This window comes from Streptomyces sp. NPDC088794 (genome assembly GCF_044750545.1).
Taxonomy (GTDB): Bacteria; Actinomycetota; Actinomycetes; order Streptomycetales; family Streptomycetaceae; genus Streptomyces.
Genome location: NZ_JBIVKB010000001.1, coordinates 387675 through 402280, shown reverse-complemented (window position 1 = coordinate 402280; position 14606 = coordinate 387675). Strand labels below are relative to the sequence as shown.

Here is a 14606-nt window from a genome sequence, read left to right as displayed (position 1 = left end):
TGCTCATCCCCGGTCCCGCCAGGCATCGCGGCCCTCGGTAGGCTGCCCGCATGATCTTCACAGGCAAGGGGCGGACTCGGTTTCTCGACGCCGTGACGGGCTTCGAGGACGCCGTGGGCCGGAGTGACGGCGAGCGCGCGCAGCAGGCGATGCAGGACGTCCGGCAGTACTTCGAGCACGCGCGGGACGACGACCTCGTCCTGATCGGCCCGCGCATGGCCGCGCTGCTGCCGGAGGTGCCGCCCGGACCCCGCGCGCTGGTCGCCGTACTGATCGGCGCCTGTGTCGAACGGGGCGCGGACGCCGTCGCCTGTGCGCCGCAGGTCCTCGACGGTCTCGCCGAAGCCCTCGGCGTCGCTCAGGAGTTCTGCGAGCGCTGGGCGGCGACCGGCGGCGGAGACCTCCCCGAGCCCGACCCGGCCGCGCTCACCGAGGCGGCCCTCGAACGGGTCGGACAGGACGCCGCCGTCGGCTGGATCACCCTGCCGCAGTGGGAGATGGCGTCCGTGGCCATGCTCAACCGTCCGGCGGTGCGCACCGCACTCCTGCCCGAGACCCGCCTCGTCCTCCTGCGCGCCCTGCACGGGATACAGGAGGCGTCCGGCCACGACTTCAAGTGCCTGCACTACGCCCTCCTCGTCCTCGACGACGAACCCCTCCTCGCCCTGCACCGCCCCACCGGCACCGGTTACCTGTTGCGCATGACCGGCATGGGCGACACCTTCCAGCTGCACACCCTCCTCGCCGACGTCCTCATCGGCGGCGGGCACGTGCCCGGGCAGGCGCCCTCCGCGCAGGAGGCGGCCGTGTGCCGGGACGCCCCGGGACAGGTGCCGACCACCGGCGCCTTCAACCTCGTGACCCCGGACGGCGAATGGGTGTGGAACGAGGGAACTCCCACCGACATCCCGGTCGTTGACGGCGTACGGGTGGTGGTCCTCGATCCGCCGCCGTACCAGCGCGGCTGGCCCGCCGGCCGGTTCTTCCCCGGCATGACCGGTGACCTGGTGCTGGAGCGGGTGCTCGGCGCCGACGAGGCGCGGGAGTGGCTGGGGCGGTGCGCCCCGCCGAAGTGAGCGGCACACCCTGAGGGCCCGGGTGCGGGGACGCCGTTCAACAACCCCACATCCCTGCTCCGGGCACAGGTCACGCGCAGGACGCCCGGCATCGGAAGAACTGTTGCGACCGGAGATACGGAACCGGCCAGCCAGTTCCTCCGCCGAACCCGGCCCGTGATCAGGGAGAGCCATGACCGGCGTTTCCACCCTCGACCGTCCCTCGCAGCCCGCCGCGCCGACCCGCTACACCGTCACGCTCGCCCGTGACGAGGACGATGTGCGTGCCGCGCAGCGGCTGCGGCACGACGTCTTCGCCGGTGAGATGGGCGCCCACCTGTCCAGCCCGCGGCCGGGCCTGGACGTGGACGCCTTCGACGCCTACTGCGACCACCTCCTCGTCCGCGACACGGTCACCGGCCAGGTGGTCGGCACCTACCGGCTGCTGCCGCCGGAGCGGGCCGCGGTCGCCGGCCGGCTCTACTCGGAGAGCGAGTTCGACCTCGCTCCGCTCGACTCGATCCGCCCGGGCCTGGTCGAGGTCGGCCGCTCCTGCGTTCACCCCGACCACCGCGACGGCACGGTCATCGGCCTCATCTGGGCCGGCATAGCCCGCTACATGGTCGACCGCGGCCACGAGTGGCTGGCCGGCTGCTGCTCGATCCCGCTCGCCGACGGCGGCGCCCTCGCCGCCGGCACCTGGGACCGGGTCGGCGCCAAGCACCTCGCCCCGGAGGAGTTCCGGGTCAGGCCGCTGCTGCCCTGGAGCGCGGACGGTGTCGCCCGTCCCGCCGGCCGCGTCGAACTCCCGCCGCTGCTGCGCGGATACGTCCGACTCGGTGCCTGGGTGTGCGGCGAGCCCGCCCACGATCCCGACTTCGGCGTCGCCGACCTGTACGTGCTGCTGTCGATGCGCCGGGTCAACCCGCGCTATCTGCGGCACTTCCTCTCGCTCGTCCCGGCCTGATGAGCGTCTGGCTGCCGAGCGCGCCCTGCACCCCCAGGGCGTGCATCGAACCCACCCGGTCCCTCACGGCCGTACCCCTGGCCGTGCTGCGCCTCATGGCGGTCGTCGTGGTGGTGCTCGGCGGGATCATGCTGATGCCGCTCGGCGGGCTGATCCCCGCCGCGGCGGTGCGGCTGTGGTGCCGCTGGATCGTACGGGCCGCGGGGGTGCGGCTCCGGATCACCGGGGCCGCGCCCTCCGGCGGCGGTCTGCTGCTGGTCGCCAACCACATCTCGTGGCTGGACATCCCATTGATGGCCGCCGTACGCCCGGCCCGGATGCTGGCCAAGGCGGAGATCCGGGGCTGGCCGGTGGCGGGGGTGCTGACCGCAGGGAGCGGTGCCCTGTTCATCGACCGGGACCGGCTGCGCGCGCTCCCCGAAACGGTCGCCCGTATCGCGGGCGCGCTGGGTTCGGGCAGCGCGGTGGCCGTCTTCCCGGAGGGCAGCACCTGGTGCGGGCGCGCGCAGGGCTCGTTCCGGCGGGCCGTCTTCCAGGCCGCGCTCGACGCCGGTGTGCCCGTGCAGCCGGTGCGGCTGCGGTACCGGATCGAGGGCGGCTCGGCGAGCACGGCGCCCGCGTTCATAGGACAGGACTCGCTGCTGGCGTCGGTGTGGCGGGTGGTGTCGACGCGCGGCCTGGTGGCCGAGATCGACGTACGGGCCGTCATCGCGCCGGGCAGCCACCCCGACCGCCGGTCACTGGCGCGGGCCGCGCAGCCGCGGGAGACGACCCAGCCGAACTGGACCCACACCGTGCTCGTGGCCCGGACGGAAATCCCGAGGACGTTCCGACGGAACGCTGTTAGCGTGGAGCGCGTGCAGGACATCAGGCGTACCCACACCGCAGCCGCGCGAGCGACCAGCTCCCCGGCTGCCGACGTCTGACCTCGTCACACCTCCCCGGCGGCCGGAGACGGACCGCCGGGACGACCCTCTCCTTACTCTCCCCGTTGTGCTCGCGCGGTCCTTCCCGGTCTCCACGACCTCAGGTGAAGGAACACCGCCATGGACACCGACCAGACCCTACGGACGTTCACCGACTTCTTCCGCGAGCGCGGGCACGAGACCGTCACCGGCACCTCGCTGCTGCCCCCGCCGCAGGACCCGGTGCTGTTCACGACGTCCGGCATGCACCCCCTCACGCCCTACCTCCAGGGCCGGCCCCATCCACAGGGCCGACGCCTGCTGAACGTCCAGCGCTGCCTGCGCACCACGGACCTCGACGAGGTCGGCGACGCCACGCACCTGACCGTCTTCGAGATGCTCGGTTCCTGGTCGCTCGGCGACTACGGGCATCCGCAGAGCCTGAGGTGGGGGTACGAGCTGCTGCGCGACGGCTTCGGCATCCCGGCCGAGCGGCTCTACGCCACCGTGTTCGGCGGCGACGACCAGGTCGGCCCCGATGACGAATCCCTGCGCACCTGGCAGGAGTTGGGCGTCCCCGTGGAGCTCACCGGCGAGGACAACTGGTGGTCCAACGGACCCGTCGGCATCTGCGGCCCCGACTCCGAGATCTTCGTGTGGACCGGCGACGGCCCGCCCCGACGCACGCCCACCACCGACCCGCGCTGGGTCGAGATCTGGAACCACGTCCATCTGCGCTACCACCGTCACGAGGACGGCCGCCTGGAACCCCTGCGCCGGCCCGGTGTCGACACGGGCATGGGCCTGGAACGGCTGCTGACGGTCCTTCAGGGCCGCCGCGACGTCTACGAGATCGACCTGTTCGAGCCGTGGATGCGGACGGTCCCCTCGCTGTGGGACCTGGACGAGCGCTCGACCCGCCTGGTCTGCGACCACCTGCGGTCGAGCATCGTGGTGACCGCCGACGGCGTACGACCCTCCAACACCGGCCGCGGCTACGTACTGCGCCGCCTGATCCGCCGCCTTCTGACCTCCCTGTACCGCGACGACTCCTCGCGTGGACTGGCCGAGCTGCCAAGGGAGTTGATCGAGCACACGCTGGACCACTTCCGGCAGACCGAACGCGCCGACCTCGTCCGGGAAGTGCTCCTGGACGAGGAACGGCGGTTCGGCCAACTGCTGGAGCGGGGTCGGCGGGTGCTGTCACGGACGGAGTTCCGCGCCCGGCCGCTGGACGAGGAGGACTACGCCTACCTCCACGACACCTACGGCCTGCCCCGCGAACTGGTCGCCGGGATCAGCGCTGGGTGTAGATGAAGCCGACCTTGTCGACCTCGTCCCCGGTGCGGCCGTGGAAGCCCGCGATCTGCCAGCCCGAGGGCGCGGTACGGGTCACGCAGTCGGAGGTCGTGGTGCCGCCGGCCAGCGTGCGTCCGAGGTTGGTCGTGAACTTGGCGTAGAAGATGCGGGTGTGGTCGTCCTTCACGCCCTGGCACAGGTTGGCGGTCGTGACGTACTCGCCGCTGCCCAGGGTCAGTGAGGACGCCGTCCCGCCCGTGCCGCCGTGGGCGAGCGTGGTGCCGTTGGAGAGCGTGACGTTCAGCTGGTCCACGCGGGATCCGGCGCGCAGGCCGATGGTGGTGGCCCGGGCGGCGGCCGGCACGCTGTCGATGTCGTTGAAGTAGTCGCCGTGCGGGCCGCCGAACTGGTCGCTGAGCTGGAAGGAGGCGTTGCGCGACCAGGTGAACCCGGTTGTGATCGGGTCGTGGTCGGAGAGCATCAGCCCGGCGTCCGTGAGGAACTTGGAGTGCTCGTTGTTGTACGAGGTCGCGTTGAGGGACACGAGTTTGCTGCCGCGGTAGAGGATCTTGTCGACGACCTCACAGGTGTTCGGCACGGTGGTGCCGGTCTGGTCGCACACCAGCGCGTCGCTGCCCTTGGCGGGCGCGGTGCCGCCGCGGATCAGCTTGACCCACGCGTCGGTGAGGCCGTTGGCCGCGCCGAACTCGGCGATGGTGTCGCCGGCGCGCGTGTAGCGGGTGTTGGTGTCGCCCATCACCACGACGGCGTTGCCCGCCGAGTGGCTGCCGATGAAGGCGGTGAGCTGGTTGAGGTTGTCGGCGCGCGAGGCGAGGTCGCCGTCGTTGGTGCCCGCGTTGGTGTGCAGGTTGTAGAAGTCGACGTAGACGCCCTCGGCGAGGCGCTCGCGCATGAAGGTGAAGCCCTTGGGGGTCAGGCAGTCACCTGAGTCCCACTGGCAGGAGTTCCAGCCGACGCGTTCGAAGTCGTCCGTGTCGTAGGAGATCTTGGACAGCGTGTTGAGACCGCTGCCGATGCCGGCTCCGCCGCTGGTGGGCGTGCGGTAGGCGTGCGTGGTGTCGCCGGCGTAGAGGTAGGCGTGGTAGTTGAAGTCCTCCTCGACGTGGACGATGTCGTAGGGAGCGATCCGCTGGCCGATCGCCGTGGTGCTGGACTCGCGGGGAGTCGAGGCGCTGGAGAGCGCCTCGGGGAGTCCGGCCACGTTGTAGCTGAGCACGCTGAAGGTGCCCGAGTCGGCGGCCGCCGCGGGCGGGGCGGCCGCGACGGTGAGCCCGCCGACAGCGGCGGCGGCTGCCGCCAGGCAGGCGAGGAGTCTGCGCATGAGCTGGTGTCTCCCGGGGGGAAGTAAGCGGTTGCCATAGGGACATGGCAGAAGTTACCGCCGGTTACCCCGATCTGTCGCGGTCCTGACAGGAGAATCTCGAGCCCGGGTGATGCGTGGATGTTTGCGGGTGGAGGGCGGGTTAAGGGAGCGGGAACCTCAGGGTTGCCGCTGCCGATCCAGCACCGCCGCCAGATACGGAGCCGTGGCGCTCGCGCCAACCCCCGCCACCTCCGTGGGAGTTCCCGTCGCCACGATCCGGCCGCCCGCGTCCCCGCCGCCCGGCCCCAGGTCGATCACCCAGTCCGCGCCCGCCACGACCGACATGTCGTGCTCGACGACGATCACGGTGTGCCCGGCGTCCACGAGTCCGTGCAGTTGACGCATGAGGACCTCGACGTCGGCCGGGTGGAGACCGGTCGTCGGCTCGTCGAGGAGGTAAAGGGTGTGGCCGCGCCGACCGCGTTGCAACTCGTTGGCCAGCTTGATGCGTTGGGCCTCGCCGCCGGACAACTCCGTGGCGGGCTGCCCCAGGTGCAGGTAGCCGAGACCCACGTCCAGCAGGGTCTTCAGGCTGCGGGAGACGCTCGGAGTGTCGGTGAAGAACTCCGCCGCGCCCTCCACCGTCAGGTCGAGGACCTGCGCGATGTTCCGTCCCCGGTAGGTGATGTCGAGCGTCTCGGGGTTGTAGCGGGCTCCGCCGCAGTCCGGGCAGGGGGCGTAGGTGCTCGGCAGGAACAGCAGCTCGACGCTGACGAACCCCTCGCCCTGACAGGTCTCGCAGCGACCACCGGCCACGTTGAAGGAGAAGCGCCCGACGCCGTAACCGCGTTCGCGGGCCTGGTCGGTGGCCGCGAACGCCTTGCGCACGACATCGAACAGGCCCGTGTAGGTGGCCAGGTTGGAGCGCGGGGTGCGGCCGATGGGCTTCTGGTCCACGGACACCAGACGCTTCACGCCCGGCAGTTCCTCGGTGATCTCGCCGATCAGCGTGGACTTCCCGGACCCGGAGACGCCGGTGACCGCGGTGAAGACGCCCAGGGGGAACTCGGCCGTCACTCCGCGCAGGTTGTGCCGGGTCACCGGGCCGACCTTCAACTGGCCTCGCGGGGCGCGCACTTGGCGTACCGGAGCGGGGGAGCGGTCGAAGAGGAAGCGGGCCGTCGCCGACCGGGGCACGGCGGCCAGCTCCGCCGGCGGACCGCTGTGCAGCACCTGCCCGCCGTGCTCGCCGGCCCCCGGGCCCACGTCCACCAGCCAGTCGGCGCCGCGCATCACGTCGAGGTGGTGCTCGACCACGAACACCGAGTTGCCCGCCGCCTTCAGCCGGGCCAGGACCGTCAACAGGGCCGCCGTGTCCGCCGGGTGCAGTCCCGCGGACGGCTCGTCGAGGACGTACACGACACCGAACAGCCCGGACCGCAGCTGGGTCGCCAGGCGCAGTCGCTGGAGCTCGCCCGCGGAGAGGGTGGGGGCCGGGCGGTCCAGGCTGAGGTAGCCCAGGCCGAGCTCGACGACCGGTGCGATACGGGACTTGAGGTCCTCGGTGAGGACGCGGGCCGCCGGCGAGGAGCCGTCCAGGGTCGCCGCCAGCTCCGCCAGGGGCAGCGCGGCCACCTCGGCGATCGTGCGGCCCGCGTACGTCACCGCCAGTGACTCCGGGCGCAGCCTGCCGCCGCCGCACACCGGGCAGGGCGCGCTGGTCAGGAAGCGTTCCGCGCGGGCACGCAGGGCCGGACTCTTGGAGTCGGCGAAGGTCTTCATGACGTACCGGCGGGCGCTCATGTACGTGCCCTGGTACGGGCGTTGGATGCGGTCCGCGTCCCGCACCGGGTGCACGGTGACGACCGGCTGTTCGTCCGTGAAGAGGATCCACTCCCGCTGCTCGGCGGAGAGTTCACGCCAAGGGCGGTCCACGTCGTGGCCGAGCGCGTCGAGGATGTCGCGCAGATTCTTGCCCTGCCAGGCGCCCGGCCAGGCGGCGATCGCGCCCTCGCGGATCGACAGCGACGGGTCGGGGACCAGCGACTGTTCCGTCGTACCGTGCACCCGGCCGAGCCCGTGGCACTCGGGGCAGGCGCCGACGGCCGTGTTCGGGGAGAACGCGTCCGAGTCGAGGCGCTCGGCGCCGGGCGGGTAGGTGCCCGCGCGCGAGAACAGCATTCGCAGCGAGTTCGAGAGGTTGGTGACCGTGCCGACGGACGAGCGTGACGTCGGCGACGAGCGGCGCTGCTGGAGCGAGACCGCGGGTGGCAGGCCGGTGATCTCGCCGACCTTCGGCGCGCTGACCTGGTGGATGAGGCGGCGGGCGTACGGCGCCACCGACTCGAAGTAGCGGCGCTGGGCCTCCGCGTAGATCGTGCCGAACGCGAGCGACGACTTCCCGGAACCGGACACGCCTGTGAACACGGTCAACACGTCCCGCGGGATGTCGACGTCCACGCCCTTGAGGTTGCGCTCGCGGGCGCCACGGACGCGGACGTACGGGTCGTGAGGGGTCTGCATGACCCCGCGAGTCTATGCGAATCCGCCCTGTGACGCCCGCTGACCTGCGCGGGTGCGAGGGCCTTGGCCCTGTGCCAGGTTGGAAGGCGCAGCAGGCGCAGAAGCTATGGAGGCCCGATACGGCCCAGCAGATAAGGATGCCCATCACCACACGGAAGGTCCGTGGTCATGACCACTCCCGGATTCGGTTTCGGACGCAGCCCCTTCGAGGAATTCGACGAGCTGATGTCCCGGTATTTCGGCGGCTCGGGCCCGGCGGCGCCGTCGCGCCGGGCGCAGCGCGTCGACATCGGCAGCCTGCTCTCCGAACGGGCCCGCGAGCTGGTCGCCCAGGCGCGGGACATCGCCGCCGTCGAGGGCAGCGAGGAACTCGACGCCCGGCATCTGCTGGCCGCCGCCACCGAGCAGGAGTCGACCCGCCGCCTGCTCGCCGAGGCCGGCGCGGATCCCGACCGCATCCGGGAGCGCCTGACCGCCGGTGGGGGCGGCGCGGCCAAGACCGAGCCCGCCACGCTCACCCCGGCCGCCAAACGGGCACTGCTTGACGCCTACCGGATCTCCCGCGCCGAGGACTCCTCGTACATCGGCCCCGAACACCTGCTGCGGGCGCTGGCCGCCAACCCCGAGTCGGCCGCCGGCCAGGCCCTCGCGGGCAGCGGCTGGGAGAGCGGCAGGCTGCCCGCCTCAGGCACCGGCGCCGAGCCCGAGCGCAAGCGGCCCAGCACCACGCCTACGGTCGACGAGTACGGCCGTGACCTCACCGAGGACGCCCGGGCCGGCCGGCTCGATCCCGTGATCGGGCGGGACGAGGAGGTCGAGCAGACCATCGAGGTCCTCTCCCGGCGCAGCAAGAACAACCCCGTCTTGATCGGCGACCCCGGCGTCGGCAAGACCGCGATCGTCGAGGGCATCGCCCAGCGGATCGTGTCCGGCGACGTTCCGAAGACGCTGGAGGGCAAGCGGCTGGTGACCCTGGACCTCGCCGGGATGGTGGCCGGCACCAAGTACCGCGGCGAGTTCGAGGAGCGGCTGAAGAAGGTCCTCGACGAGGTGAGCGAGCACGGCGACGAACTGGTGCTGTTCCTCGACGAGTTGCACACCGTCGTGGGCGCCGGCGGGGGCGGCGACGGCGCCATGGACGCGGGCAACATGCTCAAGCCCGCCCTGGCCCGCGGCCAGTTGCACCTCATCGGCGCCACCACCGTCGACGAGTACCGCAAGTACATCGAGAAGGACTCCGCCCTGGAGCGCCGCTTCGCGCCGATCCTGGTCGGCGAACCGACGGTCGACGACACCATCGAGATCCTGCGCGGCCTGCGCGACCGCTACGAGGCCCACCACCAGGTCCGGATCACCGACGAGGCCGTCGTCGCCGCGGCCGAACTCTCCGACCGCTACATCACCGCCCGCTTCCTGCCCGACAAGGCCATCGACCTGATGGACCAGGCGTCGGCGCGGGTACGGCTGCGCGCCAAGACCCCGCCCGCCGACACCCGCGACATCGAGGACCGGATCGCCGCCCTCAACCGCGAGAAGGACCAGGCCGTCGCCGACGAGGAGTACGAGCGCGCCAAGGAGGTGCGGGACCGGATCAAGGACGCCGAGGCCGAACGGGCGGGCGCGGAACGGGCCGAGGAGCACGCACCGAAGGTGACCGCCGAGGACATCGCCGAGGTCGTCTCCCGCACCACCGGCATCCCGGTCGCCCAGCTCACCGAGGAGGAGCGGGCCCGGCTGATGAAACTGGAGGAGCACCTCCATGAGCGGGTCGTCGGCCAGGACGAGGCGATCACCGCGGTCGCCCGCGCGGTACGGCGGGCCCGGGCCGGCATGAGCGACCCCAACCGCCCGGTCGGCAGCTTCCTCTTCCTCGGCCCGACCGGCGTCGGCAAGACCGAACTGGCCCGCGCCCTCGCGGCCGCGCTCTTCGGCGACGAGACCCGCATGATCCGCCTGGACATGAGCGAGTTCCAGGAGCGGCACACCGTTTCCCGGCTGGTCGGCGCGCCGCCCGGATACGTCGGCCACGAGGAGGCGGGGCAGCTCACCGAGGCGGTGCGCAGGCAGCCGTACGCCGTGCTGCTGCTCGACGAGGTGGAGAAGGCGCACCCCGACGTCTTCAACACGCTGCTTCAACTCCTGGACGACGGACGGCTGACGGACTCCCAGGGCCGTACCGTCGACTTCAAGAACACCGTCGTCATCATGACGTCGAACATCGGCGCCGACCGCATCCTCGCGGCCGGGGTGGACGACTACGCCAAGGTGCGCGAGACCGTACTGCCGGTCCTGAACCAGCACTTCCGCCCCGAGTTCCTCAACCGCATCGACGAGATCATCGTCTTCCGCGGCCTCGACCGTACCCAACTGCGCCGGATCGTCGACCTGTTGCTGGAACACACCCGGCGCCGCCTGCACGCCCAGGACGTCACGCTGGAGGTCACGGACGAGGCAGCCGACGTGCTCGCGAACCTCGGCTACCAACCCGACTTCGGCGCCCGCCCGTTGCGCCGCACCATCCAACGCGAGGTCGACGACCGGCTCGCGGACCTGCTGCTGTCGGGGGAGTTGACGGCGGGCGACCGGGCGCGGGTGGACGCGGCGGACGGAGAACTCAAGGTCACCGCGGTCCGGGATCAAGGCGAGTCCTAGACGACCGGAACCGGTTCGGCCCTGGACAACCGGGGCCGGACCAGGGCCAGTTCTAGACGACCCCGTGCGCGATCAGACTGCGCGCACAGTCCAGCACCGCCTCCCGAGCCGGCCGCGGCTCCCAGCCCAGTACCGTGCGGGCCTTCTCCGTGCTGTGGCGGTTGCGGCGGCCAAGGGCCGGGGTGATCTCGCGGAGCGACGGGTCGCGGAAGCGGGCCACCAGGCGGACGGCGAAGTCCGGGACCTGCCGCGTGGAGACGCGGCGACCGTCCTCGCCGAGGCCGTCGCGCAGGGTGCGTGCCATGTCCGCCATCCACACGAACTCCCCGGTGGCGAGGAAGCGTTGACCGGCGGCCGCCGGTGACGTCATCGCCCGGATGTGCACGTCGACGAGGTCGCGGACGTCCACCACCTCCAGGCCGATCCGCGGGACGCCGCTCATCCCGCCGGAGAGCATGCGCGCGACGATGCCGACCGAGCCGAGGTTCTCCGAGGTCAGGATCGGCCCGAACACGGCGCCGGGGAGCACGGTGGTCAGCTCGGTGGGACCGTCGTAGGTCTCCATGAAGTCCCAGGCCGCACGCTCGGCGAGGGTCTTGGACCGGCGGTAGGGGATGAGCGTCGGATCGTCGGGGTCGGTCCACAGCGTCTCGTCGGTGACGCCCTCGGTGGCGTACGAGGACGGGCTCGCGGCGTTCGCCGCCGACGTCATCACCACGCGTCGCACGCCGGCCGCGGTCGCCGCACGCAGGACGCGCAGCGCGCCGTCGCGGGCGGGGCCGATGAGGGCGGCGGGGTCGTCGGAGGCGGCGCCCAGCGGTGAGGCGACGTGCAGGACGTGGTCCACGCCCTTGAGAGCCGCCTCCCAGCCCTCGTCCGCCGTCAGGTCGGCGACCGCGAAACTGAGCCGGCCGGCCGGGTCGACGGCGGTCGAGACCGCCTCGGTGACCGACTTCTCGCGTTCCGGGGAACGCACGGTGGTCCGTACGTGGTAGCCGCGCCGAAGCAACTCGGCGACGCACCAGCCGGCGATGTAACCGCTGCCCCCGGTGACCAGAACCAACTCGGGCATGACTGTCCTCCGCGGAGTGGGACGGGTAGTGTCAGAATGAAACGGAGGCCCCTCCGCTTCCCCTTCAACGTACCGGAGACCCCTCCGTTTAGCAATCCGAGCCACCGTCCCAGCTGAGAAGCAAGCCGACACCCGAGCCGATTGGACGCCCCGCACCCGTGACCCCGCCGCCCGCGAAACCGACCCGCCGAGACGCGCTCGACAACCGGGAGCGCATCCTGACCGTCGCCCGTCAGGCGCTCGGCACCTCCGCCTCCGCGTCCCTCTCGGCGATCGCCCGGCAGGCCGGCGTCGGCATCGGCACGCTCTACCGGCACTTCCCGACCCGCGAGGCGCTCGTCCTGGAGCTGTACCGGCACGACATCCAGCACCTGATCGACCGGGCCCCCGCCCTGTTGACGGAGCACGAGCCCCTGGTCGCCCTCCGCCTCTGGTTCGACGAGGTCGCGCACTACGGACGGCTCAAGTTCGGCGTCTCGGAGGTCATCCACGCGGCGACCAACGGCGGCCTCGACGACGAGTACTACGAACCCTTCGTCCACGCCATCGGTGTCCTGCTCGACGCCGGCGCGGCCGACGGCTCCCTCAAGTCGCGGCTCGACCCGGAGGACGTCCTGCTCCAACTCAGCGTCCTGTGGCGGATCGACCCCAAGCGCGACGGCGCCGAGGCGCGGGCGGCGCGGATCCTCGCCCTGATCGTGGACGGCCTCAAGGCCTGACCGCCTGACCAGCCGGACCGTTCGATCGCCGGGCCGTCAGCCTTCGAAGATCCGGCCGAGCCTCCGGTACGAGTCCACCAGTGCCGCACGGTCGTAGGTGCTGGTCGTGACGAGCACCTCCTGCGCCCCCGTCTCCTTCAGCACCGTCTCCAGCTCGTGGGCCACCTGCTCCTCGGTACCGGCGATGTGGCCGGCCAGCCCGGCCTCGTAGAACCCGCGTTCCTTCGTGGTCATGCTGAGGCCCTCGACCCGCTCGGCGGGCGGCAGGGGCGGGAAGGTGCCGTGGGTGCGGGAGTACGCCATCGACCAGGCCTCCGGGATCAGCAGGCGCCGTGCCTCCTCGGGGGTGGCGGCGACGGCGATCGTGCCGGAGATGACGACGTACGGTTCCGGCGCCCAGGGGGAGGGGTGGAACCGGCTGCGGTAGTGGTCGATGCCGCGCTGCATCTTCTCCCGGCCGCGCAGGTCGCCGATCACCATCGGCAGCCCGGCCCGGGCGGCGATCTCCGCGCCCTCGCCCATCGCGAGGACGAAGGGCGGCACGGTCAGGCCCTCGGACGGGCGGGCGTGGACGCGCGTGGGTGACGTACCGCCGAACCAGCCGAGCAGCTCATCGAGTTGACCGGCGAAGTCCTCGGCGTCCTCCTTGTCGCGCCCAAGTGCCTTGCGCACGCCGTCGGTGAAGCCCACGGACCGGCCCAGGCCCATGTCGATCCGGCCCGGGAAGAGCGACTCCAGCACCCCGAACTGCTCGGCCACCACCAGGGGTTGATGGTTCGGCAGCATCACACCGCCGGTGCCCACCCGGATGTTCCGTGTGGCACTCGCGACGGCGGCCGCGAGGACCGTCGGTGCCGACCCGGCGACCCCGGGTACGCCGTGATGCTCGGACACCCAGAACCGGTGGTACCCGAAGGCCTCGACCTCCCGGGCCAACGCCACGGTGTCGCGCAGCGCCTCCCCGTCCCGGTGCCCCTCGCGGGTGCGGGACCGGTCGAGGACGGAGAACCGTACGCCTTCGAATGCAGAGGTCACATGGTGTTCAACGCTGTGGGCGCCAGGGGATTCCCGGGGGTGTGTCGCTCACCGTCGTCCCGTACGCGCGCGTGCTCCCCGCGGTGGCCGGACGAACTGCAACTCGAGGGTGACCGGCGGCTCGGCCAGGCCCGGTCCGCCCGCCGCCGCCCAGCTCACGATCTCCTCCGTGCAGTCGTCGTCCATGGCGAAGCCGACCCAGGTGGCCCGCCCGCCGGCCCGGCGCCCCGCCGCCGACGGCTGGACCACGATGACGTTCGCCTGGTCGCAGGGGCCGAGACAGTCGGTCGTACGCACCTGGAAACCGTGCTCGGCAGCGGCGGCGCGCAACCGCTCCAGCTGTCCGACGTGGTCGGTGCCGGGGTGCTTGCGCGGGTCGCCGCAGCAGCAGCCCCGGCACACGACGAGTGTGCAGGGGCGCTGCCGGGCGACGCCGATCAGGTGCGTACGGGGGGAGGGGGGCGAGGCGGGTATGGGAGAAGCGCGATCCATGCTACGAACGCCCTCCGCGGCTCCAGCGCTGTGCGACGAAGGGCACGGGCCGGCCGGTGACGCGGTGGGTGTAGGGCTGGATGATGCCCGGTGCCTCGTCCGGGAGGGCTCTCACGGTGGCGACCACCCCGGTGGTGTTCGACCCGTAGTCGTCGACGAGGAGCGCCAGGAAGGACAGGCGGTCGTCCTTGAGGCGCGGGGCGCTGTCGTCGGCGCTGCGGGGCTGCGGGGGCCAGTGGGCCGTGATCAGGGCGTGCGGGATGTTCCGGTCGGCCTCGCCCTCGACCAGTACGAGCGCCCGGGTCACCGTGAGCTCCCGGTACAGGCCCGCCTGCCAGAACGGCTCCTCGGTCGCGAACCGTTCCGCGCTCGCGCGGTCGGTCATGTCGACGACATGGACGCTTCCGGTGTGCTCGGAGCCGTCCTCGGACAACGTGGGTCCGCGGAGTATCAGCCGGTCGGCGAAGCCGTCCATGTACGACCAGTGCGCCTCGGCGAGACTGTCCAACTCGGCGCCCACATCGGGCTCGTCCTGCGCGTGCACGTAGAAGACCATGCGCAGA

At 71.8% G+C, this 14606-nt stretch carries 12 protein-coding genes; 6 read left to right on the top strand and 6 right to left on the bottom strand.

Annotated elements, in window-relative coordinates; genetic code table 11:
- Positions 1–50 precede the first annotated feature (50 nt).
- The 4 genes from ACIP6U_RS01915 to ACIP6U_RS01900 all read left to right on the top strand — a co-directional run bounded on the left by ACIP6U_RS01915 (position 51) and on the right by ACIP6U_RS01900 (position 4244).
- The gene (locus ACIP6U_RS01915) at positions 51–1076 is read left to right on the top strand and encodes a hypothetical protein (RefSeq protein WP_401711466.1); all 1026 of its coding nucleotides are present in this window, start codon (positions 51–53) and stop codon (positions 1074–1076) included.
- A 172-nt stretch (positions 1077–1248) separates the two neighbouring features.
- On the top strand, positions 1249–2022 hold the full coding sequence (locus tag ACIP6U_RS01910; protein WP_401711463.1) for a GNAT family N-acetyltransferase: 774 nt from the start codon (positions 1249–1251) through the stop codon (positions 2020–2022).
- Positions 2022–2948: a lysophospholipid acyltransferase family protein gene (locus tag ACIP6U_RS01905; RefSeq protein ID WP_401711461.1), complete on the top strand. Its 927-nt coding sequence runs from the start codon at positions 2022–2024 to the stop codon at positions 2946–2948. Before ACIP6U_RS01910 ends, ACIP6U_RS01905 begins: the two co-directional genes overlap by 1 nt.
- A gap of 120 nt (positions 2949–3068) precedes the next feature.
- Positions 3069–4244, top strand: coding sequence for an alanine--tRNA ligase-related protein (locus tag ACIP6U_RS01900; protein ID WP_401711458.1), 1176 nt, complete (start codon positions 3069–3071; stop codon positions 4242–4244).
- Here ACIP6U_RS01900 and ACIP6U_RS01895 read toward each other — a convergent pair.
- Together ACIP6U_RS01895 and ACIP6U_RS01890 are read right to left on the bottom strand one after the other, a co-directional pair.
- Positions 4225–5568, bottom strand: a complete 1344-nt coding sequence (locus ACIP6U_RS01895) for a jacalin-like lectin (RefSeq protein WP_401711456.1) — start codon at positions 5566–5568, stop codon at positions 4225–4227. The genes ACIP6U_RS01900 and ACIP6U_RS01895 overlap by 20 nt on opposite strands.
- Before the next feature lie 159 nt (positions 5569–5727).
- Positions 5728–8073 (bottom strand): ATP-binding cassette domain-containing protein, encoded by a 2346-nt coding sequence (locus ACIP6U_RS01890; RefSeq protein WP_401711454.1) that lies wholly within the window; start codon positions 8071–8073, stop codon positions 5728–5730.
- A 168-nt stretch (positions 8074–8241) separates the two neighbouring features.
- On the opposite strand from ACIP6U_RS01890, the gene ACIP6U_RS01885 reads away from it, so the two are divergent.
- Positions 8242–10725 (top strand): ATP-dependent Clp protease ATP-binding subunit, encoded by a 2484-nt coding sequence (locus tag ACIP6U_RS01885; RefSeq protein ID WP_401711451.1) that lies wholly within the window; start codon positions 8242–8244, stop codon positions 10723–10725.
- Positions 10726–10777: 52 nt separating this feature from the next.
- On the opposite strand, the gene ACIP6U_RS01880 is transcribed toward ACIP6U_RS01885, so the two are convergent.
- Positions 10778–11797: an NAD-dependent epimerase/dehydratase family protein gene (locus tag ACIP6U_RS01880; RefSeq protein ID WP_401711448.1), complete on the bottom strand. Its 1020-nt coding sequence runs from the start codon at positions 11795–11797 to the stop codon at positions 10778–10780.
- Positions 11798–11955: 158 nt separating this feature from the next.
- Between ACIP6U_RS01880 and ACIP6U_RS01875 the strand changes: the two genes are divergently transcribed.
- Entirely contained in the window at positions 11956–12516 is a 561-nt protein-coding gene (locus tag ACIP6U_RS01875) for a TetR/AcrR family transcriptional regulator (protein WP_401711446.1), read from the top strand.
- Positions 12517–12552: 36 nt separating this feature from the next.
- Here the strand turns inward: ACIP6U_RS01875 and ACIP6U_RS01870 are convergent, their stop codons facing one another.
- The 3 genes from ACIP6U_RS01870 to ACIP6U_RS01860 are packed head-to-tail and all read right to left on the bottom strand — an operon-like array spanning position 12553 to position 14599.
- Positions 12553–13551, bottom strand: a complete 999-nt coding sequence (locus ACIP6U_RS01870; protein WP_401711443.1) for an LLM class flavin-dependent oxidoreductase — start codon at positions 13549–13551, stop codon at positions 12553–12555.
- 48 nt (positions 13552–13599) lie between these two features.
- On the bottom strand, positions 13600–14043 hold the full coding sequence (locus tag ACIP6U_RS01865; protein ID WP_401711440.1) for a (2Fe-2S) ferredoxin domain-containing protein: 444 nt from the start codon (positions 14041–14043) through the stop codon (positions 13600–13602).
- A gap of 1 nt (position 14044) precedes the next feature.
- Positions 14045–14599, bottom strand: a complete 555-nt coding sequence (locus ACIP6U_RS01860; protein ID WP_401711438.1) for a YciI family protein — start codon at positions 14597–14599, stop codon at positions 14045–14047.
- Positions 14600–14606: the final 7 nt, after the last annotated feature.